Source organism: Streptomyces sp. NBC_01317, from assembly GCF_035961655.1.
Classification (GTDB): domain Bacteria; phylum Actinomycetota; class Actinomycetes; order Streptomycetales; family Streptomycetaceae; genus Streptomyces.
Genome location: NZ_CP108393.1, coordinates 1013064 through 1037190, shown reverse-complemented (window position 1 = coordinate 1037190; position 24127 = coordinate 1013064). Strand labels below are relative to the sequence as shown.

At 71.4% G+C, this 24127-nt stretch carries 23 protein-coding genes; 9 read left to right on the top strand and 14 right to left on the bottom strand.

The window, feature by feature from the left end; translation table 11 throughout:
• Nucleotides 1–12 precede the first annotated feature (12 nt).
• From OG349_RS04400 to OG349_RS04390, 3 genes are read left to right on the top strand one after another with little or no spacing between them, the layout of a single operon-like run.
• Entirely contained in the window at nucleotides 13–1032 is a 1020-nt protein-coding gene (locus OG349_RS04400) for an ABC transporter ATP-binding protein (protein ID WP_327233322.1), read from the top strand.
• The gene (locus tag OG349_RS04395; protein WP_327233321.1) at nucleotides 1029–1784 is read left to right on the top strand and encodes an ABC transporter permease; all 756 of its coding nucleotides are present in this window, start codon (nucleotides 1029–1031) and stop codon (nucleotides 1782–1784) included. The genes OG349_RS04400 and OG349_RS04395 overlap by 4 nt, the downstream gene beginning before the upstream one ends.
• The gene (locus tag OG349_RS04390; protein WP_327233320.1) at nucleotides 1781–3709 is read left to right on the top strand and encodes a TOMM precursor leader peptide-binding protein; all 1929 of its coding nucleotides are present in this window, start codon (nucleotides 1781–1783) and stop codon (nucleotides 3707–3709) included. The genes OG349_RS04395 and OG349_RS04390 overlap by 4 nt, the downstream gene beginning before the upstream one ends.
• A 121-nt stretch (nucleotides 3710–3830) precedes the next feature.
• On the opposite strand, the gene OG349_RS04385 is transcribed toward OG349_RS04390, so the two are convergent.
• Nucleotides 3831–4007, bottom strand: coding sequence for a thiazolylpeptide-type bacteriocin (locus OG349_RS04385; protein ID WP_066952405.1), 177 nt, complete (start codon nucleotides 4005–4007; stop codon nucleotides 3831–3833).
• Between the two features lie 165 nt (nucleotides 4008–4172).
• Between OG349_RS04385 and OG349_RS04380 the strand changes: the two genes are divergently transcribed.
• On the top strand, nucleotides 4173–5510 hold the full coding sequence (locus OG349_RS04380) for an amidohydrolase (protein ID WP_327233319.1): 1338 nt from the start codon (nucleotides 4173–4175) through the stop codon (nucleotides 5508–5510).
• Here OG349_RS04380 and OG349_RS04375 read toward each other — a convergent pair.
• The 5 genes from OG349_RS04375 to OG349_RS04355 form a co-directional block, all read right to left on the bottom strand.
• Nucleotides 5485–6273, bottom strand: a complete 789-nt coding sequence (locus tag OG349_RS04375; RefSeq protein ID WP_327233318.1) for a hypothetical protein — start codon at nucleotides 6271–6273, stop codon at nucleotides 5485–5487. The genes OG349_RS04380 and OG349_RS04375 overlap by 26 nt on opposite strands.
• Nucleotides 6270–6842, bottom strand: coding sequence for a SigE family RNA polymerase sigma factor (locus OG349_RS04370; RefSeq protein WP_327233317.1), 573 nt, complete (start codon nucleotides 6840–6842; stop codon nucleotides 6270–6272). The genes OG349_RS04375 and OG349_RS04370 overlap by 4 nt, the downstream gene beginning before the upstream one ends.
• A 313-nt stretch (nucleotides 6843–7155) precedes the next feature.
• The gene (locus OG349_RS04365) at nucleotides 7156–7428 is read right to left on the bottom strand and encodes a hypothetical protein (RefSeq protein WP_327233316.1); all 273 of its coding nucleotides are present in this window, start codon (nucleotides 7426–7428) and stop codon (nucleotides 7156–7158) included.
• A 259-nt stretch (nucleotides 7429–7687) separates the two neighbouring features.
• Entirely contained in the window at nucleotides 7688–8662 is a 975-nt protein-coding gene (locus OG349_RS04360; RefSeq protein WP_327233315.1) for a glycoside hydrolase family 6 protein, read from the bottom strand.
• Between the two features lie 290 nt (nucleotides 8663–8952).
• On the bottom strand, nucleotides 8953–9774 hold the full coding sequence (locus OG349_RS04355) for a 4-hydroxy-3-methylbut-2-enyl diphosphate reductase (protein ID WP_327238439.1): 822 nt from the start codon (nucleotides 9772–9774) through the stop codon (nucleotides 8953–8955).
• Between OG349_RS04355 and OG349_RS04350 the strand changes: the two genes are divergently transcribed.
• Entirely contained in the window at nucleotides 9757–9924 is a 168-nt protein-coding gene (locus OG349_RS04350) for a hypothetical protein (RefSeq protein WP_327238837.1), read from the top strand. The two genes, OG349_RS04355 and OG349_RS04350, sit on opposite strands and share 18 nt — an antisense overlap.
• 31 nt (nucleotides 9925–9955) lie before the next feature.
• Here the strand turns inward: OG349_RS04350 and OG349_RS04345 are convergent, their stop codons facing one another.
• From OG349_RS04345 to OG349_RS04325, 5 genes are all read right to left on the bottom strand, one after another.
• On the bottom strand, nucleotides 9956–11716 hold the full coding sequence (locus OG349_RS04345) for a CocE/NonD family hydrolase (RefSeq protein WP_327233314.1): 1761 nt from the start codon (nucleotides 11714–11716) through the stop codon (nucleotides 9956–9958).
• An 86-nt stretch (nucleotides 11717–11802) separates the two neighbouring features.
• A complete protein-coding gene (locus tag OG349_RS04340; RefSeq protein ID WP_327233313.1) occupies nucleotides 11803–12663 on the bottom strand; it encodes an ABC transporter permease in 861 nt (286 codons plus the stop codon).
• The gene (locus tag OG349_RS04335) at nucleotides 12660–13490 is read right to left on the bottom strand and encodes an ABC transporter permease (RefSeq protein WP_327233312.1); all 831 of its coding nucleotides are present in this window, start codon (nucleotides 13488–13490) and stop codon (nucleotides 12660–12662) included. Before OG349_RS04335 ends, OG349_RS04340 begins: the two co-directional genes overlap by 4 nt.
• 7 nt (nucleotides 13491–13497) lie before the next feature.
• Entirely contained in the window at nucleotides 13498–14556 is a 1059-nt protein-coding gene (locus OG349_RS04330) for an ABC transporter substrate-binding protein (RefSeq protein WP_327233311.1), read from the bottom strand.
• 171 nt (nucleotides 14557–14727) lie between these two features.
• Nucleotides 14728–15591 carry an ABC transporter ATP-binding protein gene (locus tag OG349_RS04325; protein ID WP_327233310.1) on the bottom strand — a complete coding sequence of 288 codons (864 nt, stop codon included), beginning with the start codon at nucleotides 15589–15591 and terminating at the stop codon, nucleotides 14728–14730.
• A gap of 98 nt (nucleotides 15592–15689) precedes the next feature.
• Here OG349_RS04325 and OG349_RS04320 point away from each other — a divergent pair, with 98 nt between their 5' ends.
• Together OG349_RS04320 and OG349_RS04315 are read left to right on the top strand one after the other, a co-directional pair.
• Nucleotides 15690–16481, top strand: a complete 792-nt coding sequence (locus OG349_RS04320) for an alpha/beta fold hydrolase (protein ID WP_327233309.1) — start codon at nucleotides 15690–15692, stop codon at nucleotides 16479–16481.
• A gap of 134 nt (nucleotides 16482–16615) precedes the next feature.
• A complete protein-coding gene (locus tag OG349_RS04315; protein WP_327233308.1) occupies nucleotides 16616–17365 on the top strand; it encodes a GntR family transcriptional regulator in 750 nt (249 codons plus the stop codon).
• A 129-nt stretch (nucleotides 17366–17494) separates the two neighbouring features.
• Here OG349_RS04315 and OG349_RS04310 read toward each other — a convergent pair whose 3' ends face one another.
• Together OG349_RS04310 and OG349_RS04305 are read right to left on the bottom strand one after the other, a co-directional pair.
• Complete coding sequence (locus OG349_RS04310) at nucleotides 17495–18667, bottom strand: CaiB/BaiF CoA transferase family protein (RefSeq protein WP_327233307.1); 1173 nt, start codon at nucleotides 18665–18667, stop codon at nucleotides 17495–17497.
• Complete coding sequence (locus OG349_RS04305; protein WP_327233306.1) at nucleotides 18667–19683, bottom strand: MBL fold metallo-hydrolase; 1017 nt, start codon at nucleotides 19681–19683, stop codon at nucleotides 18667–18669. The genes OG349_RS04310 and OG349_RS04305 overlap by 1 nt, the downstream gene beginning before the upstream one ends.
• A 155-nt stretch (nucleotides 19684–19838) precedes the next feature.
• Here OG349_RS04305 and OG349_RS04300 point away from each other — a divergent pair, with 155 nt between their 5' ends.
• Nucleotides 19839–20720, top strand: a complete 882-nt coding sequence (locus OG349_RS04300) for an HpcH/HpaI aldolase/citrate lyase family protein (protein WP_327233305.1) — start codon at nucleotides 19839–19841, stop codon at nucleotides 20718–20720.
• 144 nt (nucleotides 20721–20864) lie between these two features.
• The gene (locus OG349_RS04295) at nucleotides 20865–23036 is read left to right on the top strand and encodes a hypothetical protein (RefSeq protein ID WP_327233304.1); all 2172 of its coding nucleotides are present in this window, start codon (nucleotides 20865–20867) and stop codon (nucleotides 23034–23036) included.
• Between the two features lie 124 nt (nucleotides 23037–23160).
• On the opposite strand, the gene OG349_RS04290 is transcribed toward OG349_RS04295, so the two are convergent.
• A complete protein-coding gene (locus OG349_RS04290; RefSeq protein WP_327233303.1) occupies nucleotides 23161–24099 on the bottom strand; it encodes an NADP-dependent oxidoreductase in 939 nt (312 codons plus the stop codon).
• Between the last annotated feature and the right edge of the window lie 28 nt (nucleotides 24100–24127).

Genomic DNA, 24127 nt, shown 5'->3' with positions numbered 1-24127 from the left:
GCGCACAAGCACATGAGCGAGGCCAGGACCATGGCATCCGTGCCGGACGAGACCGCCACCGACGCGGCGATCGTCGTCGACGGCATACGCAAGCGATACGGCGACCGCCAGGCCGTCGACGGGGTGTCACTCCAGGTGCACCGGGGGGAGTTCTTCGGACTCCTCGGACCCAACGGCGCGGGGAAGACCACCCTCGTCGAGATCATGGAGGGGCTGCGCCAGGCGGACTCCGGCACCGTCACGGTGCTCGGCGCCGCGCCCTGGCCGAGGAACGTGGCGCTGCTGCCCCGGCTGGGGGTGCAGACCCAGTCCTCCGCCTTCTTCGTACGCCAGACCGCGCGCGAACACCTCCGTACCGTCGCCGCCCTGTACGGAGCCGGGCGCGAGGACGCCGACCGCACCCTCGCCTCGGTCGGGCTGACCGAGCAGCGGGACGTCATGGTCGAGAACCTCTCGGGCGGCCAGCGACAGCGCCTGGCCATCGCCTCCGCGCTGGTCCACGGCCCGGAACTGATCTTCCTCGACGAGCCCACCGCGGCACTCGACCCGCAGGCCCGCCGCGATCTGTGGAAGGTCCTGCGCGACCTCAAGAGCGAGGGTCGCACCATCGTCTACACGACCCACCACCTGGATGAGGCCGAGGCGCTCTGCGACCGCGTGGCGATCCTCGTCGGCGGCTCGGTCGTCGCCCTGGACTCGCCGCACCATCTGGTGAGCGGCGCCGCGGTGCCCACCCGGCTGATGGTGCCCGTCGAACGGATGACGGAGGCGGACGCGACGGCCATCCCCGGTGTCGACCGGGTCACCGTCCAGGGCGGCTCGCTCGTCCTGGAGACCGCGGTGGCCGGCAAGGTCCTCCAGGCGGTCGACGCGCTCACCGGACTCGACGGCGTGCAGACCCGGACCGCGACGCTGGAGGACGTCTACCTCGAACTCACCGGCACCCCCACCGCAGCCGCGCCCCCCACCGACGGCGCCGGCAGCACCGACCTCAGCACCGACCTCGGCAACGACACGGAGCGGCACGGATGAGCGCGTACGCGGCACTGACGGGGGCCGGCTTCCGGGCACAGGTCCGGGACAAGGCCACCCTCTTCTTCACCTTCGCCTTCCCGCTCCTCTTCCTGGTGGTCTTCGGGCTGATCTTCCGGGGCCAGGAGGTCGAGGAGACCGGCCGCCCCTACATCTCGTACATCGCCCCGGGCGTGATGTCCTGGGGCGTGGCCAACGCCGCCGTCTTCGGAGTGGCCTTCACCTTGATGCAGTGGCGTCGCGACGATCTCCTGCGGTTGATCCGGATGACGCCCACCCGGCTGCCGGCCGTTCTCGGCTCCCGGTACGTCCTCGCCCTCGGCGTGGGAGTCGTCCAGGCGGTGGTCTTCGTCGCCGTGGCGATGCTGCCGGTCTTCGGCCTGGAACTGGACGCCCGCTGGCCGCTGGCGCTGCCTGTGCTCGTTCTCGGCATCACCGCGTTCCTCACCATCGGCGTGGTCATCGGCTCCTACGCCGACACCCCCGAAGCCGTCGCCGCCATCGCCAACTTCCTGATGGTGCCGATGGCCTTCGTCTCCGGCTCGTTCCTCCCGCTCGACATGATGCCCTCCTGGCTCCAGGCCATCTCCCGTGTCCTGCCCCTGCGTTACCTCAACGACGCGGTGTCGGCGGCCCTCTCCGGCCGCGGCGGCCTGGACGACATCGCCGTGGGGTGCGTCGGTCTGGTCGTGTTCACCGTTGTCTTCGGCGCGCTCGCGCTGAAGACGTTCCGCTGGAGCAACAGGACATGACGGACCGCATCCCCCTGGAGCGGGCGCGCGAGGACCTCCACCGCGGGCTCGCGGCGGCGCTGGCCCCGGCCGCCGCGCCCGCGGTGGTCACCCTCGGCGCCGCCGATGTCCTCGGGCACCGGGGAGACGACCCCTTCGCGCGCGAGCGCCCCGCGGCCACCGTCCATCTCACCGCGCGGACCGTGCTGGTGGGTCCCTGGGGCGGCGACGCCGACGCCCGCGCCTGCGGCCAGTGCCTCGCCATGCGCTGGCAGCGGCTGCGCACCCGCACCCAGCGCGACGCGCTGGAGACCGGCACGGGCACCCGCGCCGGCGGCGACTGGCCCTCCCTCACCCCGTTCGCCCTCGACGCGGTGCACGCCCTCTACCGCGCCGCCGTCCTCGCCGGCTCCGTCCTCCCACCGGAGGGGGAACCGGCGGACCGGTCGCTGCCGCAGGTCTCCCAACTCGACCTCGCCACCCTGGAGGTGCGGACCTTCCCGCTGCTCGCCGACCCGCTCTGCCCGCACTGCGGACCGCGCTCCGCCGACGCCCCGGCCGGGGACGAGCCGTTCCTCGTCAGCCGGCCCAAGCCCGCCCCCGACGTCTACCGGCTGCGCTCCGCGGCCTCGTACCCGATGCCGGTCACGGCGCTCGCCAACCCCGTCTCCGGGGCGCTCGGTTCGGGGACCTGGATCAATGTCACCTCACCCACCACCGCGCCGGTGGCGGGCAGTGTCTTCATGCGCGGCTACGCGGGTCTGACCGACGTCACCTGGAGCGGCCAGGCCAACGGCTTCGACGCCAGCCGTGACCTCGCCTACCTGGAGGGGCTGGAGCGGTACGCGGGCACCCACCGGCGCACCGGCACCACCCTGCTCACCGCCGCCTACAGCGCCCTCGGGAGCGACGCCCTCGACCCCGCCGCGTGCGGTTTCTACGCCCCCGAGACCTACCGGGACGACCCGATGGTCAGCCCCTTCGACCCCGACCGGCCCATCCCCTGGGTATGGGGCCACTCGCTGCGGGACGACCGCCCCGTGCTCGTACCCGCGCGGCTGGTCCACTACAGCGCGGGCCTCGCCTCCGACAACTTCGTCTTCGAGTGCTCCAACGGCTGCGCCATCGGCGGCTGTCTGGAGGAAGCCGTCCTCGGCGGTCTCCTCGAACTCATCGAGCGGGACGCCTTCCTGGTCGCCTGGTACGGCGACACCCCGCTCGCCGAGATCGATCTGGACTCCGTCGCGGACCCCGCGGTCCGCGCCATGATCGACCGGGCCGCCCTCCAGGGGTACGACGTGCACGCCTTCGACAACCGGATCGACCTCGCCGTACCGGTCGTCACCGGCCTCGCCGTACGGCGCGACGGCGGCCCCGGCACCTTCTCCTTCGGCGCCGGCGCGAGCCTCGACCCGGCGGCGGCCCTGGAGGGCGCCCTGTCCGAGGTCCTCACGTACATCCCGCACCTGCCCCGTCAGGTGGAGGAGCGCCGTCCCGAACTCGAAGCGATGGCAGAGGACTTCGGGAAGGTCCTCCATCTCAAGGACCACGCGCAGCTCTACGGACTGCCCCGGATGGCGGAGCATGTGCGCAGCTACCTGGAACCCACGTCCGTCGCACCGATGAGCGAGATCTACGGGACGTGGGAGGAGCGGAACCGGCCGCGCACCGGCGATCTGCGCGACGATGTGACGTACTGCCGCGACGAGTTGGTACGGGCGGGACACGATGTCGTCGTCATCGACCAGACCACCCCGGAGCAGCGGCGGATCGGACTGCGCGCCGTGGCCACGCTGGTCCCCGGGCTACTGCCGATCGACTTCGGCTGGTCGCGCCAGCGCGCGCCCCTGATGCCCCGGCTGCGCACCGCCGCACACCGGGCGGGGCTGCGGTCGGCGGAACTGACGGAGCGTGAGATCCGTATGGTGCCGCACCCTTTCCCGTAGCGGGTGGGGCACGCGTTCCCGTAGCGCGACCCGTGAGGCCGTGCGAACCGGCACACGAAAACGGGCGGTACCGGCGAGGAAGGTCACCGGTACCGCCCGTTTCCGTGCGGCGCGCGTGAAATCAGGCGCTGCAGGAGGTGGTGCTGGTGGTGGAGGAGCAGGTCGACGTCGAGCTGCAGCTCGTGGAGCCCGCGAGCACGACCTCGCTGGCGTCCGAGTAGTCCGAGATCTCGAAGGTCTCCGACTCCAGCTCCATGATCTCGTCGGCGAGGGAGGCGAGGATGCTCTTGTCAGCCATGGTGACTCCTTTGGGGACGCCCAGCCGCCGGGGGATTCCCGGAGGTCCTTTCTTGTGCCACCCGTATTCCAGCGGACGCCACTTGCCGAACGGCACGTCTTCCACTGACCGCGCGCGTCAGTGGTCTGTACGCCGGAGACCGGCCGCGTGCCGCACCATGGTCCGGTGAGCCGTGTCGCGTACCCCGGAGAGAACGTCCCCGTACTGAACGGGCTGGCGGAGCTGGTCCGTCCGGCGCTCGCCCTCTATCTGGACCTGCACCGCCACCCCGAACTCTCCGGTGAGGAACGGCGGACGGCCGCCGCCCTCGCGCACTGGCTCAGGGACGCCGGGTACGAGGTGACGGAAGGCGTCGGCGGCCACGGCGTCGTCGGGGTCCTGCGCAACGGCGAGGGACCGCGCGTCCTGATCCGCGCCGAACTCGACGCGCTCCCGGTCGAGGAGCGCACCGGGCTGCCGTACACGAGCCAGGGCCCCGTGATGCACGCCTGCGGCCACGATCTGCACATCGCCGCGGCCGCGGGCGCCGCGTCCCTGCTCGCTCGTGCCCGGGAGAGCTGGCGCGGCACGGTCGTGGTCGTCGGCCAGCCCGCCGAGGAGACCCTCGCGGGCGCGCGGGCGGTGCTGCGGGACGGGCTGTACGAGCGGTTCGGGCGCCCCGACGCCGTACTCGCGCAGCACACGGCGCCGCTGCTCGGCGGCATGGTCGCCCACGGGTACGGCCCGATGCTGGCCGGGAGCGTTACCTTCGAGGCGGTCGTCCACGGTCGCGGCGGGCACGCGGGCACCCCGCATCTCGCCGTGGACCCCCTGCTCACCGCGGCGGCGGCCGTTCTCCGGCTCCAGGGCACGGTGTCCCGCGAATCGGCGCCGACCGAACAGGTCACCCTGAACGTCGGCTCCTTCCACTCCGGTACGGGCAGCAACCTCGTTCCGGACCGCGCGACGCTCGGCATCACCGTGCGCGCCCTCTCCGAGCGGGCGCTCGACCGGATGACGGCGGCCGTGGAGCGCGTCGTACGGGCGGAGTGCGCCGCGTCCGGCTGCCCCCGGGACCCGGAGATCACCGTTGTCTCGCGGTCCCCGGTCACCCACCCCGATCCGGCGGCCACCGGAGCGGTACGCCGGGCCCACGAGGAGCTGTACGGTCCCCGGCGCGTGGGCTTGTGGCCTCCGGCCATGGCGACCGAGGACTTCCCGCTCTACGGGGACGCGGGACTCCCGCTGCACGGGATGGCGGGCATCCCGCTCTCGTACTGGATGCTGGGCGTGGTCGGCCCGAAGACCTGGGCCGGCACACCGGGGTCGCCCGAGGAGAGGCTCGCGGCCCAGCCCCCGAACCACTCGCCGGAGTTCGCCCCGGACGCCAGGACCGCCCTGCCCACCGGCATCACCGCGATGGCGTCGGCGGCCCTCAACTGGCTGGGGACCGCCCCCCGGGCCGCAGCCGGTGCCTCCCTTCCCGGGGATCAGGGGATCAGTCGGCGCACAGTGTCAGATTGACACGGTCATCCATGGACACCGTCTTCGGAGTGTGCGGGTCGACCGAGAAGACCGTGCCCGGCTCGCCGTTCTTGCCGCAGTCCGTCTCGCTGACCGTGCCGAGCGTGAGCCGGGACTTCACGAGGCGCATCTTGGCGATGTCCAGGTCGGTGCCCGCGAAGTCGATCGTGTACGTGCTGCCCGCCGGGGGGATGAAGATGACTTCGAGGCGGTTCGCGGTGGTGGGTGCGGGTGCAGGCGTAGAGGAGTCCGGACCGGTGGCGCAGAGTGTGACGTCCAGGGTGTCGCCCGTGGCCACCACGGCCGGGCTGTGTGGAGAGATGGCGATGACGGAGCCCGGCTTTCCGTCACACGGCTTCCTGGTGACCTCGCCGAGTTCGACCTGGGTCTTCGCGAGCACGTCCTTGACCAGGCCGAGGTTCATGCCGCCCAGTTCGAAGCGCCGGACGTCGCCGGGGGCGCCGTACAGCAGCGTTGTCCCGCCGGCCGTCGTCGTCGCGTCGGTGGCCACCGCCGGCTTCGAGGTGTCAGAACCGTGTGAACCGGCGGTGGCCAGGGCCGTTCCGCCGCCCGCCACGATCAGCGCGGCGGCGAGGCCGGTGAGGGCCGTGTTCCGCCTGCGACGTGTCGCGCGCACCATGCCGGCCGCGTCAAAGCCGGGGGCGTCCGCCGAGTTTGCGAAGTCGTTGATCGCGTGCACCAGTTTCTCTTCGAAGGGGGTGTGACCGGTCCGGCCCGGAGGCCGCGAACTGTTCGGAGTCATCGGGTTCCTTCCGGGGGCTGCTCCGGTGAGGGGCCGGAGAATGCGGGGAACCGGCTCCTGAGGTGTTCGATCCCCCGGGCGAGTTGGGAACGTACGGTGCCGGGCCGGATGCCCAGGTCGGCCGCGATCTGCGCGTCGGACAGATCGTGGAAGTACCGCAGCACCACGACCGTCCGCGTCCGCATCGGCAACAGCTGGAGGGCGCGCACGAGTTGGTCTCTGCTGTCCACCCGCCCGTACTCGTCCCCGGGAGCCGCCGGGTCACCGAGGTCGCCGTACGGAACCGTACGGCGGAATCGTCGCCATCTGTCGTTCGCGAGGTTCACCATGATCCGCCGCACATAGGCGTCCGGGGCGTCCTTCGCGGCGATCGTGCGCCACTTGCGGCACGCACGCTCCAGTGTTTCCTGCACCAGGTCCTCCGCCGCCTCCCTGTTCCCCGTCAGGACAAAAGCGCCCCGGAACAGCGCGGCCGACCGGGCGGCGACAAAATCGTGGAAGTCGCTCCGCGCCGCCCCGGTGGCTTCACCCGGGCCGGCCTGGAGTCTCCACTCCGTTGCCAGATCCATCCGCTCCTCCCTTCCTGTCACCCCTCCTCGACGTGGGAGCCCCCTCATCTGCTGCACGGGGCGGACGTGATCCGGGTCACAGGGCGATCTCTTCGGGCGGCACCGCGGTGGGTTGGCCGACGGAAGGCTGCTGGGAGAGACCTGCACCCCGGGCGAGTTCACCGGTGGTGCGGCCGTCATCGACCAGACGCGGGGTGGCGGCTCTGCTGGTCCCCAGCAGGCGGGCGAGCGGGTCCTCCGTACCCGATGCGCGGCCGGCGAGCGCGGCGGGGTCGGAAACCGAGCGACCTTCGTCGCCCTCCTGGGGCCCGGGCTACTTCTTCTTGCCGCTCTTCGCCGGGGTCTGCGCCAGGGTGCTCGCCGCTGCCGCCTTCTCCGTCTTGGTGGCCTTCTTGCTGTTCAAGGTCTTGCCCGCGGCGGAGGCGGCCTTCTTGCCGGTCTGTCCCTTGCTCTCCGGCGCCTGGGACACCGCGCTGGCCGCCGCCGTCTTCTCGGTCTTGGTGGTCTTCTTGTTCGTCAGTGACTTGCCGGCCGCCGTCGCGGCCTTTTCCCCGGTCTGACGGGTGTTCTTCGTGTTCTTCGACATGTGGATCGATCCTTTCGGAAGCGGATGCGCCCGTGGTCCGCGTGATCCGCGTGGTCCGCGGCGGGCTGTTCAGTGTCGTAGAGCGCTTCTACCCCCCAACGTCCCAGGCACGCTTGCCCAGTTGACGCCAGGATGCCGATGACACGTGCTGGCGTCCGCCGAAACCACCGCATCGCCCGGGTCCGGGACGGGACCGATGACTGCGGCACTGTGGGCCGCGCCCGGGAGGACGCGGCCCACAGTGACACACCGGGCGGTCTCAGTATCCGAAGATCAACTTGTACGCGACTTCGGGGAGGAACTGACCCGCCGCGGACCCCCCGCCGACGCCGCAGTTGCCGTCGGAGTCACCGGGGGTCTTCAGCCACAGCAGCATCTCGGCTCCGCCGCCGGTCTGGGCGGCGGCCCCGATCCTCCGCCCCGCGGGGTTGCACCACTCGCCGTTCGAATCGTTCCCGTTGCGGCTGGTGTCGATGACAAAGGGCTTCGTGTAGCCGTAGGACGCCGACAGCGCCGAGTTGACGGCGTTGCCGTAGCTGATGTTCCGTCCGTTGCCGTAGTAGTTGGAGATGTTCGACGCGAAGCCGTGGGCCTGTCGCGCCCCGGCGCCGTCGAGAGCGCGGGCCATGGTGCCCGCGTCGATCCAGCCGGGGTTTCCGGCGTCCAGGTACGTCCACGTGTTCGGCGCGTGCGCGGAGAACTGCCCCAGGGCGTCCCTGAGCATGCCGTTGCGCTCGTTGATCTGCTGCTGGGACATGCAGCTGAAGTCACCGAGGGAGTCGGGCTCGATCACCACCAGCGCCGGCCGCCCGCCGATGGCCGAGGCGAAGGCGGATATCCAGGTCCGGTACGCCGCCGGGGAACCCGCCCCGCCGCCGGAGTGGCCGCCGCACGCGTCGCGGCCGGGGATGTTGTAGGCGATCAGGACGGGAAGCTTGTCGGCGGCGTCGGCGGCTCCGACGTAGGAGCCCACCGCGGCCCCGATGTCACCGCTCCAGGCACCGAACCACCGGGCCATGGGGCGCGAGGCGATGTTGTCCCGGATCGCGGGCGCCCGTCCGTCGCCGGGGTTCGCCGCGACCCACGCGGCCGGATTCGAGTGCGGGTCCACGTAGAACCCGCTGGTCATGCCGATCGGATCGGCCAGGGCGCGGGCGTCGGCCTGCCCGGTGCCGAAGGGCAGGAGCAGGCACGCGAATGCCGACACGGCGAGCGTACGCATCATTTTTCTCATGAGTGCGGCCCTCTCTGGGAGCGCTCCCACAACAGCGGTGATTCAGCTGTGGGGGAGACGCGGGTGGGGGGAGGATCGAGCGGCGGTCTCCTGGGGGCTCTCTCCGGGAACTGCCGCTGTCAGACGAGACAGTGACAGGGGGGCGGTCGGCTGTCAATGAGTTCGGCAAGGGGTGCGGGACGAGGGGCAGGTCGCAGGCGGTATCGGAGAGATCCGATACCGCCTTCCGCGTTTTCGGGACCTGGAAGAGAGGGCCGCCGCCACGCCCCGGCGGTGGCGTGGCCGTGGTGTCATCGCAGATCGCGACGCAGCTCGTGGGGGAGGGCGAAGGTGATGGACTCGTCGGCGGTCGTCACCGTGGTGACGTCGTCGTAACCGCGCTCGGCGAGCCAGTCCAGTACGCCGTCGACCAGGACGTCGGGGGCGGAGGCGCCGGAGGTCAGCCCCACCGTGGTGACGCCTTCCAGCCAGGCTTCGTCGATCTCGTGGGCGAAGTCGACCAGATGGGCGGCGGGCGCGCCGGCGTCGAGGGCGACCTCGACCATGCGGACGGAGTTGGAGGAGTTCTTGGATCCGACGACGATGACGAGTTCGGCGTCCTCGGCGAGTTTTTTCACCGCGATCTGGCGGTTCTGCGTGGCGTAGCAGATGTCGTCGCTGGGCGGGGAGGTCAGGTGCGGGAAGCGTGTCTTGAGGGCGTCGACGGTTTCCATGGTCTCGTCGACGGAGAGGGTGGTCTGGGAGAGCCAGACGACTTTGGACTCGTCGCGTACGGAGAGGTTCCCGACGTCGTCCGGGCCGTCGACCACGGTGATGTGGTCGGGGGCCTCGCCGCTGGTGCCGATGACCTCTTCGTGTCCTTCGTGGCCGATCAGGAGGATGTCGTAGTCCTCCCGCGCGTACCGGACGGCTTCCCGGTGGACCTTGGTGACCAGCGGGCAGGTCGCGTCGATGGTCGCGAGGTTGCGCGCGGCGGCTTCGGCGTGGACGGTCGGGGCGACGCCGTGGGCGGAGAGCAGGACGACGGCTCCCTCGGGGACCTCGTCCGTACGTTCCACGAAGACGGCGCCCTTGTCCCGCAAGGTCCGCACGACGTGTTTGTTGTGCACGATCTCGTGGCGGACGCGGCGGGGTTCGCGACCAACACCAGTGTCGGCGTCCGCGCCCTGTCCGCGATCGACGGCACCGGACTTCCCTCTGATCACCCCGTCCTGAACCGCCTCCAGAACACATACCGGTCGATCCCCGGCGAAATCCTCTGAGCCCTCCGGACACGGAACAGGACGGGGGTGGTCACCTCTCCGGGATGACGGGGAGCAGCAGGTACGAGGCGTGTGCGCCGCCCGTGTGGACGGTGGTGTGTCCGTCGTACGTCCCCGCCACCCGGTCGCGGTTGTCGTTGTGCAGGAACGGCCCGCAGCCGGTGAGGTCGTTCTTGAGGTTGGACAGCCGGGCGCTGGGGCCCGGGTGGACGTAGTCCTTGCCCCGTACCTGGAGCGCGATCCGGTAGCCGGCCGGAACGACCAGGCAGGTCGGCAGGATCTCGATGTCGAGTTCGTACACCGTCCCCGGCTCCAGGGGCTCGGCGGCCTCGTGCGGGTGGTACGGGCGGTAGGCGGTGGACAGTCCGGGGTCGAGGCGTCGGTGTGACGCGCGCAGCCAGCCCTGGGCGACGGGAGTGTGCGGGTCGAGCGCGCCCTGGAAGACGACCTCCTCGTCGTCCGGTGAGAAGACCCGCACGACAAGGAACAGGTCGGCGTCGGTGGTGCTGGAGGAGACGAACAGTTTCGCCGCCAACGGGCCGGTGATCTCGGTCTGTTCGGTGAGCGGCGGGGTGCTGAACTCCACTCCGTCACCGAGTGCGGCGAAGTCCGCCGTGCCGCCGGACGCGGCGGCCTCCGTGCGGAGGGACGGTCCCGCGGTGTCCAGATAGAGCTTCGTCCACCGGGTGGACGGCAGCGGCCAGGCGTCCTCGCCGCGCGGTGTGAAGGTCGCGTCGACGTGCCGGATCTGCAACTGCACCGCCGGGCGGTCCTCCCAGCCGTTGGCCTCGTCCTTGAGATAGCGGTCGAAGAAACGCCTCTGGAGATCGACGCCGTAGTCGGTGTAGAACAGCGGCCAGTGTGCGTGGCCGTGCATCTCCAGCCACTTCGCGCCGGACGCCGCCCGTACGAAGCCCTCCACGTTGCCGCGCAGATGCAGGCCCTGGCCGCCCCAGTTGCCACAGCTGAGGACCGGGACCTCGATGGCGTCCCAGTCGGCCGACCGTTCCCGGTGGTACGCGTCGTAGAAGGGGTGCGCGGCGATGTCCGCGCCGAGGTCGGTGCGGTTCGCGGCCAGTTCGGCCGGGGTGAGCGCTTCGTCGCCGCAGATGAGCTGGCCGGTGTTCGGGTTGCGGCCGCCGGTCTCGCCGACACCGTACTGGACGGTCTTCACCTGCATGTCGTACCAGTGCTCCCAGAAGGTGGAGCGGATGCCTCCCTGGTACGAGCCGTCGCGGTAGAAGTCGGACGCGCCCTCCCACGGGCAGATCGCCGCCAGGTGGGGAGGCCGCCGCGACGCGACCTGCCACTGGTTGATCGCGTAGTAGGAGATGCCGTTGAGGCCGACGCGCCCGTTGCTCCAGTCGCGGGTGCCCGCCCACTCGACGCAGTCGTGGAAGTCCTGGGTCTCGCGCGGCGAGAAGGGATCGACGCGGCCGGGGGAGCGGCCGGTGCCGCGCGAGTCGATGCGCACGCAGGCGTAGCCGTGCGGCACCCACTTCTCCGGGTCGACCACTTCCCAGTTCTGATACGTGTTGGAGGTGCCGGCCACGGTGTCGGGGTGGTCCCGCGCCATGGCCTCCCACGCGCTGGGGTAGCCGCGCTCGAAGGGCAGTCCCTTCGCGTACGGCCCGTACGTCATGATCACCGGCACCGGTTCACCGGTCACCGGACGGAACACGTCCGCGCGCAGCACGACTCCGTCGTCCATCGTGACGGGCACGTCCCACTCGACGCGCATGCCTGCGGTGATCTCGGTCCGGAACGGCTGGGTGCCGCCGTCGTCGGGCATTTCTTGCTCCTTGGTTCTGTACGGGGGAGGACGCCGGGGGAGGGCGAGGGCGTCGGACGGGCGGCGTGACGACCAGCGGCCGGTGGTCAGCGGTTGACGTGCAGATGCCAGGGCGCGAACCGGCGGAGCGCGCCCTCCGTCCCGGTGCGTGCGGCGATCCCGAGCAGCGCGAGCACGAGCACCGCGACAAACGCGGCGTCCTGGTCGAACGACCGGGCGTTGGTGAGGATGAAGGTCCCGAGCCCCGGGAGGCTGGCGAGGAACTCCACCGCCACCGCGCCGACCAGGGCCCGGCCCACCGCGACCTGGACACCCGCGATGACAAACGGCAGGGTCGCGGGCAGCAGGACGTCGATCACCACGCGCGTACGGGACAGCCGTAGCATCTGGGCGAGTTCGGACAGCTGGAGCGGTACGTTACGGGCGCCGTCGCCGGTGCTGACCACACACGGCAGGAACGCCGAGAGCGCGATGACGGCCAGCCGGGTCTCGCCGGAGTAGCCGAGCCAGATCGTCGCCATCGGGACGATCGCGAGCATGGGCATGGCGTACAGGCCGCTGACGTACGGGGAGATCAGATACCGCAGCCACGGCACGCGCCCGACACCGAGGCCGAGGGCGGTGCCCGCGACGCAGCCGAGGAGCAGGCCGAGGACCACACCGCCGAGGGTCTCGCCCAGTGCGGTACGGAACTCCGGCGAGCTGAGGGTCGGCCAGGCCGAGCCGGCGACGCCGGTGGGCGTGGGCAGATAGTCGGGCAGCCACAGCCGTACGGAGCCCTCCCACACGACCAGGACCAGGGCGGCGACGGCCAGCTTCCCGAGCACGTCGGCGCGGCGGCCGACCGGCCGGTCCGCGCGTCCGGGGCGGCGGCCTCTCCCCTTGGAGACGGGCGGCTCGGACGTTTCTTTCGCGTCCGGGCCCTCCGTGATGCCGGTGGTGGTCATGGGCGTACCTCCCGCCACCGCGCGAAGTAGCCCTCGACGGCCCGGCCGCAGCCCATCAGGGCGACGGCGAGCACCGACACGAGCAGGGTCAGCCCGAGCACGGTCGCCGAGTCGAAGCGGGTGCTCGCGGCGAGCAGCAGCCCGCCCACACCGCTGGCGTTGAGGAAGAACTCCGCCGCGAGGGTGCCGACGAAGGCCATGGCGATGCCCTGGCGCACACCGGTCATCGCGTACGGCACGGTGTGCGGCAGGAGGACGTCCTTCCAGATCCGCCACTCGCTGCTGCGGAACGTGCGGGCGACTTCGAGGAGTGTGGTCGGCACCCGGTGGGCTCCTTCCGCGGTGTTGACGAGAATGGGGAACACGGCCGTCAGGAACACGACCAGGGTCTTCGCCGGCAGGCCGAAGCCGAAGGCGGAGAGGATCAGCGGGGCCAGCGCGACGATCGGGACGGACTGGAGCGCGAACAGCAGCCAGTCGGTGCTGCCGCGCAGCAGCCGGGCCCGGGAGAGCAGCAGACCGGCTCCGACACCGGCGACGATCGCCAGCGCGAGGCCGACGACGAGCAGCCGCCCCGACGAGAGCAGCGCGCTCGGGAGCGAGCCGTCCTCGGTCAGGGTGGCCAGCGCCGAGAGCGAGCGGCCGGGGGTGGCGAACAGCACCGGGTCACGGACGCCGGCCCACTGCCAGAGCCCGAGGCCGACGACGAGGCCGGCCGCGGAGACGGCGAGAGGGATCAGACGGCGGGCGGCGCGTGCCCCGGGTCGTACCCCCGAAGTCTTCGTGCCGGTGCCCGTTGTGGTGTCCGGCGGCGGGGGAGTGCCCATCACCCGATCACTTGCCCGTCGCGTCGGCGAACACCGACGGGTCCGCCAGCTCGTCGTACGTGGGCGCTTTCTGCTGGGGTACGTTGCCCGCGGCGACCGCGCCCTCGATCGTGTGCTCGATGGCCTTGCGGTCCAGGCCGTCACCCGACTTCGGCCAGACACCGAGCGAGAGGAACGTCGGCAGTGCCGCTTCCGTGACGCTCTCGGGGGCCTTGGTGACCCCGGAGGCCACGGCCGCGACCTGCTTGATGTGGGCCGGGTCGTTCATGTAGGCGATGGACTCCCGTACCGCGGCGACCACGTTGACCCACTGCTCACGGGCCGGCCCGTCCAGTGCCTTCTTGGAGGTGACGAGCACGGTGTAGTGCTCCAAGGGGTCGACGCCGGCCAGCGTCATGATCTCGTCGACCTTGGTGCCGGGCTTGATCTTCTCCCGTACGGTGGCGAGTTCGTCCGGGTGCAGTACGGCGACCTTGACCTGGCCGGCCACCAGCGCGTCGACCGTGGGCGGCCCGCCCACGTTGATCGTGCTGACGTCCTTCGGGCCGAGTCCGCAGCTGTCGAGCATGCTGGCCAGGGCGAGAGCCTTCGGCGCGCCGACCGCGTCCACCGCGACCGTCTTGCCCTTGACCGCCTCGCAGGTGGTGACCCCCGGGTCGGTGCTGGCCAGGAGGTAGGTCGGCTTGGGGAAGCCCATCACGGAGACGATCGAACCGCCGGAGGCGCGCAGGGCGACGGCGCCGGGCGTACCGATGATGCCGCCCTGGATCTCACCGCTCTGGACCGCGCGGCCGACGTCCGCGCCCGTGGTCAGCGGGCGCAGGGTCACGTCGAGGCCCCGGTCCTTGAAGAAGCCCTGCTTCTCGCCCACGTACATCACGGTGTTGAGGAAGATGGGCGGGATGCCCGGCACCCCGATGGTTATCTTGCCGCCGCCGCCCTTACCGCCCGACGCGGAACCGGCGGCCGTGTCCGAGCCGTTGTCGCCACAACCGGAGAGGACACCGACGAGGGCGAGGACGGTGGCCGCCCCGACCAGGGCGGACCTGCGCCGCGGAATCTTCATGAGAACTGCTCCTTCTGCTTCCGCGCCCAGGTGCACGGCGGGCATGGCATGACTGAGGGTGGGTGTGACCGATGAGGTGATGTCACTGATGAAGTGGTGTGACTGGTAGGTCGGTGTGACTGAGAGAGCGATGTGACTGAGGGGTTGGTGTGACGGGGAGGCCGTGTGCTGTCAGCGGCCCGGATCGGCGTTCATGATCAGGGACCAGACCCGCTCGCGGATCGCCAGGAACTCCGGTGTCGCCAGTACGGACCGGTCCCGGTGCGCGGGAAGCCGTACGTCGATCAGCTCGGCGACCCCGCTGGGCCGGCCGTTGAGTACGGCGATCCGGTTCCCGAAGAGAACGGCCTCGTCGATCGAGTGGGTGACGAACAGCATCGTCACGGGGTGGTCCTGCCAGATGCGCAGGAGTTCGAACTGGAGCACTTCGCGCGTCTGGGCGTCCAGCGCGCCGAAGGGCTCGTCCATGAGCAGCAGCCGGGGCCGTACGGCGAGCGCCCGGGCCAGGCCGGTGCGCTGCTGCATGCCGCCGGACAGCTGATGCGGGTACGACTTCTCGAAGCCGGAGAGCCCGACGAGGGTGATCAGCTCCCTGGCCCGCTCCAGCGCCTCCTTCTTCCCGGTCCCGCGTACGCGCAGCGCGTACGCGACATTGGACTCGACCGTCTTCCAGGGGAAGAGGCCGAAGTGCTGGAAGACCATCGCCACACCGTCGGGGGTGCCGTCCACCGCCCGGCCGTCGATGCGGACCACACCGTCGGCCGGCCGGATCAGGCCGGCCACCGCCCGGAGGAGTGTGGTCTTGCCGCAACCCGACGGCCCGACGATGGACAGCACCTCGCCGGCGCCGATCGTCAGATTGATGTCCTTGGATACCGTGCGCTCACCGAAACGCATGGTCAGCCCGTCGAGCCGTACGGTGGCTCCGGCGTCGCCGCCGAGCGGTACGGCCTCTCCCGCCGACCCCTGCGCACTGTCCTCGGGGCCGCCGCGCTTGTCGCCCTCGCTGTGGCGCACCGATTTGATCGTGGTCATACCGGGGATTCTGGGGCTACGATGCCTGACATGCAATAGCTATACTTAAGAAACCAGAGAATGCATCATCTTGGTATGAGGTGCCTATGACTTCGAGGGTGAGCCCTCTCCTTCTCCTCCACACCTGGGGCGGCGACGCCGGCACCTGGGGGCCGGCGGTGCGCCATCTCGGCGCCCAGGTGCCCCGCTTGGAGGCGGTCGACCTGCCCGGACACGGGGCCCGCGCCGCGGAGCCGTTCACCGTGGACGGGGCCGTGGCGGCGGGATCGGCGGCGCTGGACCGGTTGGCCGGTGCCGGTGCCGGTGCCGGAGCCGTGATCGGCGCGGGTACGGGGACGGGTGACCTGGCCGCCGGACCGGCGCACGTCGTCGGCTCGGGGCTCGGGGCGCTGATCGCTCTTGTCCTCGCCCAGCGGCGTCCGGACCGCGTCCGGTCACTGACCCTCGTCGGATTCCCCCCTGCCGACGGCCCGGAGGCCGCCCGCCGGCCCGCCGAGACCGAGGCTCTGCTGGCGCGCGACGGCACCGAACGGTTCGCGAAGGCGTATGTGGACAGCACCGTACTGAGCGGCGATCCCGCCCACGGCGACCTGCTGTACCGCTCGATGGCGGCGACGCGCCCCGAGGTCCTGCTCGACTCGCTGCGCGCGACGCTCGGTTGGGCCGGACACGTCCGCCCGGGGCCGCTCGGCCCGCCGTGCCAGGTGGTACGCGGCGCGCGGGACCACCGGGTCGGCGCCGCCTCCGCCGCCGCCCTCGCCCGGCGCCTCGGCGGCTCGACGGCCGTCGTACCGGGCGCGGGCCACGTCGCGTATCTGGACGAACCGGAAGCCTTCGCCGCCACCCTCGCCGCGTTCCACCACGGACCCGCCCTGGAGCCCGGCAGGTGAGAGCCGCCAACTGTGCATCCCCGCAGGTCCGTTGATCCGCCGGACCGATGCGACACTCGTAGATCCCGAAACCCTCCACCGGTCACCGTCCGGCGCTCACCCCGCGCCGCGCGCCGAACGACAAGGACAACGACATGCCGCCGCAGTCCCGCCGCCTCAAGAGCACCGCCACCGACGGCGGCGTGCCGAAGCCCGCGAAGCCGGCCAAGACGGTCAAGGCGCCCACCAAGCGCGACCACATCGCCACCGAACTGCGCCGGATGATCAGCGAGGGCGAGCTGCCCCGGGGCAGCCGTATCCAACAGGACGTCCTCGCCTCGATGTTCGACACCAGCATCACCCCGGTGCGCGAGGCGCTCCGGCTGCTGGAGGCCGAGGGCGTGCTCGTCGGGGAACCGCACAAGGGCGTCAGGGTCGCGGACGCCGAGTACGAACAGGTCAAGACGGTCTACCTCCTCCGCCGTCTGATCGAGCCGTACGCGATGCAACGGGCCGCCCGGCGGCTCTCCCCGCTCGACATCGACCTCGCCGAACGGCTGGTCGCGGACATGGAGCAGGCGGCCGAGGAAGGGGACCGGGCGCGGTTGAACGCGTCCAACTACCAGTTCCACTTCCTCTTCTACGCCAAGTGCGGCAACGAGGGGCTGGCGGCGGAGATCGACCAGCTCTGGCAGAAGTTCCCCTGGGACGTGCTCCAGGTGCTGCACGACCGCGCCGACGAGACCTCCAACGAACACCGGTCCATGCTGGCCGCCGCGCGGCTCGGTGACGGCGCCGCGCTCGCGAAGGCGACGGAGTGGCACCTCTCGCGCAGCTTCCAGGCGCTGGGGCGGCACTTGACGGGCCGGGAGGTCGCGGACCCGTTCGACGTCGACAACGACTGACCCGGCGAAGCGCCGTCGACCACGACTGCCCGGAGGCAACGTCGGCGACGACCGACCCGGAAGCCGTCCGGCCGCCCTTCCTCGGTGAGGGGGACGACCGGACGTCTGCTGTGGCGGTCGGGAGGCTCCCTATTCGGCGACCGCCGCGGGAGTCGGCGCCTCGGGAAGCCCCAGTTCGCGCAGCACTTCGCCGGTGTGCTCGCCCAGCGCGGGCACCCGCCGGCCGCCCGGCGGCTCCGGCACCCGGTGCAGCGGCGAGGTGACCACCCGTACCGCCCGCCCGTCCGGCAGCGTGGCCTCCGACCAGCGTCCGGTCGCCTCCGCCTGCGGATGGGCCAGGACGTCGGCGATCTGGTTCAGCCGCGCGTACGGTACGTCCGCCGCCTCCAGCCGGGCCGTGACCTCGGCCGTGGACAGGGTGATCAGCCGCGCCTGGACGGCCCGTTCGGTGCGTTCCCGGTGCCGTACCCGCGCGCTGTTCGAGCCGAAGGCCGGGTCGTCCAGCAGCTCCGTGTGGTCGAGCACCGTACGGCAGAGCCGCTGCCACTGGCCCTCGTTCTGCACCGCGATCAGCACGTCCTGGCCGTCGGCCGTGGTGTACGGCCCGTACGGCGCGATGCTGGCGTGCCGCATCCCGGCCGGCGGCGGCGCGGAGCCCGAGTGCAGTTCGGCGAGCAGGAGCGGACTCATCCACTCCAGCAGTACGTCGAAGAGCGCGATGTCGATCCGCCGGCCCACGCCGGTCCTCTCCCGCGCGTACAGGGCCGCCGTGACGGCGCTGAGCGCGTACGTCCCGCCCGCCAGGTCGGCCAGCGAGACACCGGGTTTCGCCGGGGTCTCGGGCGTGCCGGTGGCGGAGATCGTACCGGCCTCGCCCTGCACCAGCGCGTCGTACGCCTTGCGGTCGGCGTACGGCCCGCTCGGCCCGTAACCCGACAGATAGCAGCGCACCAGGCGCGGGTTGAGCTCCGCGAGCGCCTCGTCGGTGATGATCCGGTTCAGGGCGCCGGGCGCCAGATTGCACACCAGCACGTCGGCCCCGGCGAGCAGGCGCCGCAGCGCGTCGCGCCCCGGCTCCGACTTCAGGTCGAGCACGACGCTGCGCTTGCCCCGGTTGAGCCACACGAAGTGGGTGGCCTGGCCGTACACGCTCTCGTCGTAGCCGCGGGCGAAGTCACCGCCTCCCGGCCGCTCGATCTTGATGACCTCGGCGCCCAGGTCCGCCAGATGGCGGGTGCACAGAGGGGCGGCGACGGCCTGCTCGACCGCGATCACCCGGATGCCCCGCAGATCGCCGGTCATCAGCGGCCGAAGCGCAGCACGGTACCGACCGCGGGCTGCACGTAGTGGGCGGACATGTCGGTGGACAGCCGCGTGTGGGTGCGCAGTCCGCTGCAATGCATCGGCATCACGGTGGCGACCTCCAGCTCGGCGAAGGCGGCGGCGGTCAGGTCGACGTTCTCCGCCGGGGTGGTGGGGAAGCCGAGATGGAAGCCGCCCATCACGGCGCGGACGGGCTTGGGCCCGCAGACGGCGCGCGCCTGGTGGATCGTGTTGATGACGCCCGCGTGCGCGCAGCCGGTGAGGACCACGAGGCCGGCGCCGCGGACGTCGATGACTAGGCCCATCTCGTCCATCACCTCGTCGCGGCGCAGCCTGCCGTCCGCCGAGACCTGGTAGAGACCGGGGTCGCCGGGCCGGAAGGCGGGCGCGGCGCCCGCCTCGAAGGCGACCTTCCGGGGGATCACCCCGGTGGTGTGCACGCCGCAGCCGAGGTCGAGCGAGTCCTGGGTCAGGACGGGCACGCCGCCCGACCGCTCGACCTCGCCGAAGCGGAACGCGGCGTTGTAGACGGAGGAGGTGCGGCCGTCGCCCATCACGGCGTAGCGCGGGAGTTCCGCGTCGGCGTGGGTGGCGACGGGGATACGGCGTCCCGCGAGGTCGAGGAAGCGGTGGATCCCGCCGAAATGGTCGGGATGTCCGTGGCTGATGACCACATGGTCGATGGAGGCGGGGTCGACGCCGAGCACGCCCATGTTGTGTTCCAGCACGGTGCCGGTCAGGCCGACGTCGAACAGGACGCGGGTGGTGTGGCGGCCGCGTACCGCCTCGACCAGGAAGCTGATGCCGTTCTCCGCCTGGGGCGGCAGGCGCTTCGGGTCGAAGTGCTCGATCAGTCCGTAGCGGGAGACGCAGTGGTCGTCCGGGCCCCCTGTCCCGCTTTCGCTCTCGCCTGTGGGGCTGGCCTGGTCGGGCAGCAGCATGTCCACCTGGTTCTCGACCAGCACGGTAATCGTCACGCTGTCGGCTTCGAACACGCCGCGGTCCTCCCGTTGTTACGAGTCCGGCTCACGAGCCCGGAGGCCACGACCACTTTCGTACGTGGGGTCCAGGCCTGAAGTATGGTGAGTCGTAAGCTACATCATCGACCTAGAAAATGCATCATCTGATTCATGATGTGCAAGGAGTGTCCATGCCTGGTCAGCCACCCCGCTCCCACCTGTACGTTCCCGCCGACCGGCCCCGTTTTCTGCGGGCCGCGAACCGCTCCGGGGCCGACGCGCTCATCCTCGATCTGGAGGACGCGGTCGCGCCGTCGAAGAAGGACGAGGCGCGGGCGGCGGCCGTCGCGTTCGCCGAGGAACGCGGCGGAGACGAAAGCCCGGAACTATGGGTGCGGATCAACGAAGGAGCCCGCGGGCTGGCCGACGCCCGCGCGCTGCTCGCCACGGGCCGCGTCGACGGGCTGTGGGTCCCGAAGGCGGCGGCGGGGGCGGACCTGGACACACTGATCGCGCTGGTCGCGGCTGGCGGGACAGCCGATGCGGGGTCCGGAGTTCCGACGGTCGCCCTCGGACTGCTCATCGAGAGTGCCGTCGGACTGCTCTCCCTCGGCGGTATCGCGGGCCGCCCCGGGGTACGTCACCTCCAACTCGGCGAGGTCGATCTGCGCGCGGATCTGCGCATGGCCCCGGACTCCGTCCCCGGAGACCACCTGCTCGACTGGGCGCGCGGACTCACGGTCGCCCACACGGCCGCACACGGTCTCGCCTCCGCCGTCGCCCCCGTCTCCGTACACACGTCGGACATCGAGGGATTCCGCGCGTCGAGCGCGCACCTGCGCGGGCTCGGGTTCCAGGGCCGTGCCTGCATCCACCCCGACCAGGTTGCGGTCGCCAACGAGGTCTTCGGAGTCGACCCCGCCGAACTCGCCGACGCACACGCCCTGCTCGACCTCTTCGAGGACCGCGTGACCGCGGGCAGCGGCGCGTTCCGTGACACCCACGGCGCGATGGTCGACGCGGCGACGGTCCGCCGCGCCCGCGAACTCACGGGCCGGCCTGACACGAGCTGACGGCGACGAGCCGGGGCGGCGAGGCGGAGTGTCGCGGCCCGGGCGCGCTTCGCCGATCTGCGCCCCCGCGCTGGGTCGTGTGGAACGGCAGCCTGATCCGTAAACCCGGTGCGTCGACTCGTACACCTCTGCGATCATCCACCAATGGCGCACCGTCTCGAATCGCTGGTCATCCGGCACACCCACCGCCTCTCCCTTCCGAAGGGTCCAGCCGGGGAAGGGGCCGCCGCCGCGCGGCGGTTCGATGTGGCGCTGGCCTCCGTGGGGTTCAAGCTCTCGGGGGACTTGCTGGGGCGGCTGTCGGGGCTGTCCGAGGCCGTGGTCGTGGACACCGCCGAGCGGGTGCTGGGGACCGTGGGTGTGATGGTGGGTGACCATGTCCGTCACAACGCGTACTTCATCGACTTTCCGGCCAACGTGCCCGACACCGAGGACTTCTGGATGCGGTGCGTGGCGAAGGCGCTCGCCGACGAGGAGTCGCGCGAGAACGTGCTGATCCAGCTGGCACACGGGGTGGTGGACCTGCTCGGGCTGCCCACGTACGGCCGGTACCAGCACACCTACGAGGAGATGCTCGCGGCGCAGGACGAGCTCATCGCCTCGGCCGGCGACCGGGTGACCGTGCTGCACCTCGGGCGGGACCTGGACGACGAACTCGCCGATCTCTACCTGGCCTTGGCGGGCGGTACGACTCCGCTGGGCGAGGAGCACCTGCGCGACCTCGCGACTCTCGCCGGGTGGTGTGCGCTCGGTCCCCAGCCGGAGTCGATCCCGGTGCGGGAGAACCGGGCGGTCGTCAACGCCGCCCGTCTCGCCGTCGGCGCGGACCTCCTCCTGGACACCGTCACCGATGTGCTGCGGCTGGCCTGCGCGCTGTCGGGCGGCGACGTCACCCTGCGGGAGCCGACCCGGTTCCGCGCGTTGTCGCGCCCGGCTCGCCGCGCGCTGCTCGCGGGCCTCGACGCCCTGGTCGCGGCGAACCCCGCCAAGCTCGCCGACGTACACGCGCACCGCGAGCCGTTCAAGCGGCTCGGCGAGCGCCTCCACCCGCACGAGTACCCCCGTTGGCCGCACGCCGCCGACGCGTTCGCCGTGGCGCGGGGCGAGAAGGAGGCGCGGTCCTTCGACAGCCGCGCCGAGGAGCTGCTCGGCGAGTTCGACGTCGTCGGCGCGGTGCGGCTGCTGTCCTCCGCTCCCGGCAAGCTCTTCCGTACGCTCGACCTCCTCCTGCGGATCAGCGCCGACCAGGACGAACGGGACGCGGTCGTGGCCGCCGCGGTGCGCGTCGCTCCCGAGGTGTCCGGCCGGGTCGTGCTCTCGGTCCGCGAGCACTTCCAGAACCGGGAGCGGGAGACCGGCGCGCCCCGGATCTTCGTCAACAGCCGGGGCCGCGGCTGGGCCGCCCCCGACGTCCGGCCGCCCGTCCCCGCCGCGGACCGCGATCGTCTGATCGCCGCCCTCGACGCCGAGATACGCCGCAGGCTCCCGGCGCCGGGCCGGCTCCTGCTCGACCCCGACGTCCTCGACGTGGCGCTCCCGCTCAGCGGCCGGGCGACCGCGGCGGGGCTCGGCGTACTGCCACGAGGGTCGGTCTCGGAGGTCGACGGCGAGCAGCTCCGCTTCTTCGTGTACTGGAAGGAGACCGAGGAGCGTACCGACTACGATCTCTCGGCGCTGCTGCTCCACTCCGACTACAGCACCGACTCCTGGCTCTCGTACACCTCTCTCACCGCGGTCGGGGGCGAGCACTCGGGCGACCTCACGGAGGCGCCCGACGGCGCCTCCGAATTCATCGACCTGTCCCTGGACCGGGTGCGCGGCACCTTCATCGTTCCGCAGGTCCACATCTACGCGGGCGAGAGCTTCGAGGACGCCAAGGAGTCGTTCTTCGGGTTCATGCTGCGTGACAGTGAGCGGAAGGGCCGGCCGTTCGAGCCGCGTACGGTACGGATGAAGTCGGAGCTTCGCGGGGCCGGCCGGGTGGCGCTGCCGCTGGTGTTCCGGCGCGAGGACGACGGCCGGTGGCGCGCCAAGTGGCTGCACCTGTACCTGACGGGCCTCTCGTCGGAGAACCGGGTCGAGGAGCACCAGGTGTCGGTGTCCAAGGTGGTGCGCGCCGTCGTGGAGCGCGAGCACCTGACGGTGGGGTACCTGGTCGGCCTGATGTCCGACGACGCCACGGTGGTGGAGCTGTGGGACGGCGGGCCGGTCCCGGACGAGCCCGTGACGTACATCGGCATCGAACGTCCCGAGGGGCTGCACCCGGACTCCCGGGTCATCGCCCTCGAAAACCTGCGCGACGTGATCCCGGGCTGAGTGCTAGCGTTGCCGACGGCGAGGCCATGAAGGGGCTTCCTTCTCAACTCCTCCAAAGAAACAAGCTCTTTCGCTTTCCTCGCCCTTACTCTTGCTCCCGCTCTCACGCGCGACCGGGAGGCGCCTACGCGGCGCCTTCCGGTACGACACGGATGATCGTCCTACCGGATCCGCGTCGGTTGGATGGGCCCGGTGCGAACGCCGCGGGTGCTTCGGCCAGTGGACGTACCTCCCCGACCGCCGGCTTGAGCCGTCCGTCCCTCACCCGCTGTACGAGGCCGGTGAGCGTGGCCCGGTCCGGTTCGACCACGAAGAAGACGGCCCGCCCGTTCTCCGGCCTGACCGTGGGCGGCGCGGCGATGGTGACGAGGGTGCCGCCGGCGCGTACCAGGGCGGCCGAGCGGTCGAGGATCTCGCCACCGATGACGTCGAACACGACGTCGACCTCTCCGGTGTCCTCCAGCCGGTCCGCCCGGAGGTCCACAAAAACGTCGGCCCCCAGGCCGAGCGCGGTGTCCCGGTCGCCGGACCGGCCGGTGGCGATCACCCGCGCCCCCGCCTCGCGGGCGAGCTGGACCGCGACCGACCCGACACCCCCGGCGGCGCCGTGGACGAGGACCGTCTGCCCCGCCGTGAGCCGCCCGTGGTCGAACAGACCCTGCCACGCGGTCAGCCCCGAGATGGGCAGCGCGGCGGCCACGGTGTGGTCGACGTCGGCGGGGAGCGGCGCCAGGTTGCGGGCCTCCACGGCCGCGTACTCGGCCAGCGATCCGTTACGGGTCCAGTCGGCCAGGCCGAAGACCCGCTGGCCGACCGTGAGGCCGGTGGTGCCGTACCCCAGCTCGGCGACCACCCCCGACAGCTCGTGGCCGGGCACACTCGGCGTACGGTCGCGGCCGGCGCGGTCGGTCCACGTCGCGGGCCAGGAGAGCTCCCCGCGCGTGAAGCCGGCGGCGTGCACGCGCACGATGACGTCGTTCTCGGCGGCGTGCGGGTAGGGGAGTTCCGTCAGGGCGAGTCCGCCCGTACCGGCGTCTCGATCGTGGACGGTGACGGCCTGCATGAGAACTCCTCTTGACGGGTGAAGTGGG

Bases quoted from the DNA above. Each gene is read 5' to 3' on its own strand.
- OG349_RS04295 (WP_327233304.1), top strand. From the start codon at position 20,865: ATGGCGCACCGTCTCGAATCGCTGGTCATCCGGCACACCCACCGCCTC.
- OG349_RS04290 (WP_327233303.1), bottom strand. From the start codon at position 24,099: ATGCAGGCCGTCACCGTCCACGATCGAGACGCCGGTACGGGCGGACTC.
- OG349_RS04315 (WP_327233308.1), top strand. From the start codon at position 16,616: ATGCCGCCGCAGTCCCGCCGCCTCAAGAGCACCGCCACCGACGGCGGC.
- OG349_RS04375 (WP_327233318.1), bottom strand. From the start codon at position 6,273: ATGACTCCGAACAGTTCGCGGCCTCCGGGCCGGACCGGTCACACCCCC.
- OG349_RS04325 (WP_327233310.1), bottom strand. From the start codon at position 15,591: ATGACCACGATCAAATCGGTGCGCCACAGCGAGGGCGACAAGCGCGGC.
- OG349_RS04370 (WP_327233317.1), bottom strand. From the start codon at position 6,842: ATGGATCTGGCAACGGAGTGGAGACTCCAGGCCGGCCCGGGTGAAGCC.
- OG349_RS04385 (WP_066952405.1), bottom strand. From the start codon at position 4,007: ATGGCTGACAAGAGCATCCTCGCCTCCCTCGCCGACGAGATCATGGAG.
- OG349_RS04390 (WP_327233320.1), top strand. From the start codon at position 1,781: ATGACGGACCGCATCCCCCTGGAGCGGGCGCGCGAGGACCTCCACCGC.
- OG349_RS04365 (WP_327233316.1), bottom strand. From the start codon at position 7,428: ATGTCGAAGAACACGAAGAACACCCGTCAGACCGGGGAAAAGGCCGCG.
- OG349_RS04360 (WP_327233315.1), bottom strand. From the start codon at position 8,662: ATGAGAAAAATGATGCGTACGCTCGCCGTGTCGGCATTCGCGTGCCTG.
- OG349_RS04330 (WP_327233311.1), bottom strand. From the start codon at position 14,556: ATGAAGATTCCGCGGCGCAGGTCCGCCCTGGTCGGGGCGGCCACCGTC.
- OG349_RS04340 (WP_327233313.1), bottom strand. From the start codon at position 12,663: ATGACCACCACCGGCATCACGGAGGGCCCGGACGCGAAAGAAACGTCC.
- OG349_RS04300 (WP_327233305.1), top strand. From the start codon at position 19,839: ATGCCTGGTCAGCCACCCCGCTCCCACCTGTACGTTCCCGCCGACCGG.
- OG349_RS04335 (WP_327233312.1), bottom strand. From the start codon at position 13,490: ATGGGCACTCCCCCGCCGCCGGACACCACAACGGGCACCGGCACGAAG.
- OG349_RS04395 (WP_327233321.1), top strand. From the start codon at position 1,029: ATGAGCGCGTACGCGGCACTGACGGGGGCCGGCTTCCGGGCACAGGTC.
- OG349_RS04310 (WP_327233307.1), bottom strand. From the start codon at position 18,667: ATGACCGGCGATCTGCGGGGCATCCGGGTGATCGCGGTCGAGCAGGCC.
- OG349_RS04345 (WP_327233314.1), bottom strand. From the start codon at position 11,716: ATGCCCGACGACGGCGGCACCCAGCCGTTCCGGACCGAGATCACCGCA.
- OG349_RS04400 (WP_327233322.1), top strand. From the start codon at position 13: ATGAGCGAGGCCAGGACCATGGCATCCGTGCCGGACGAGACCGCCACC.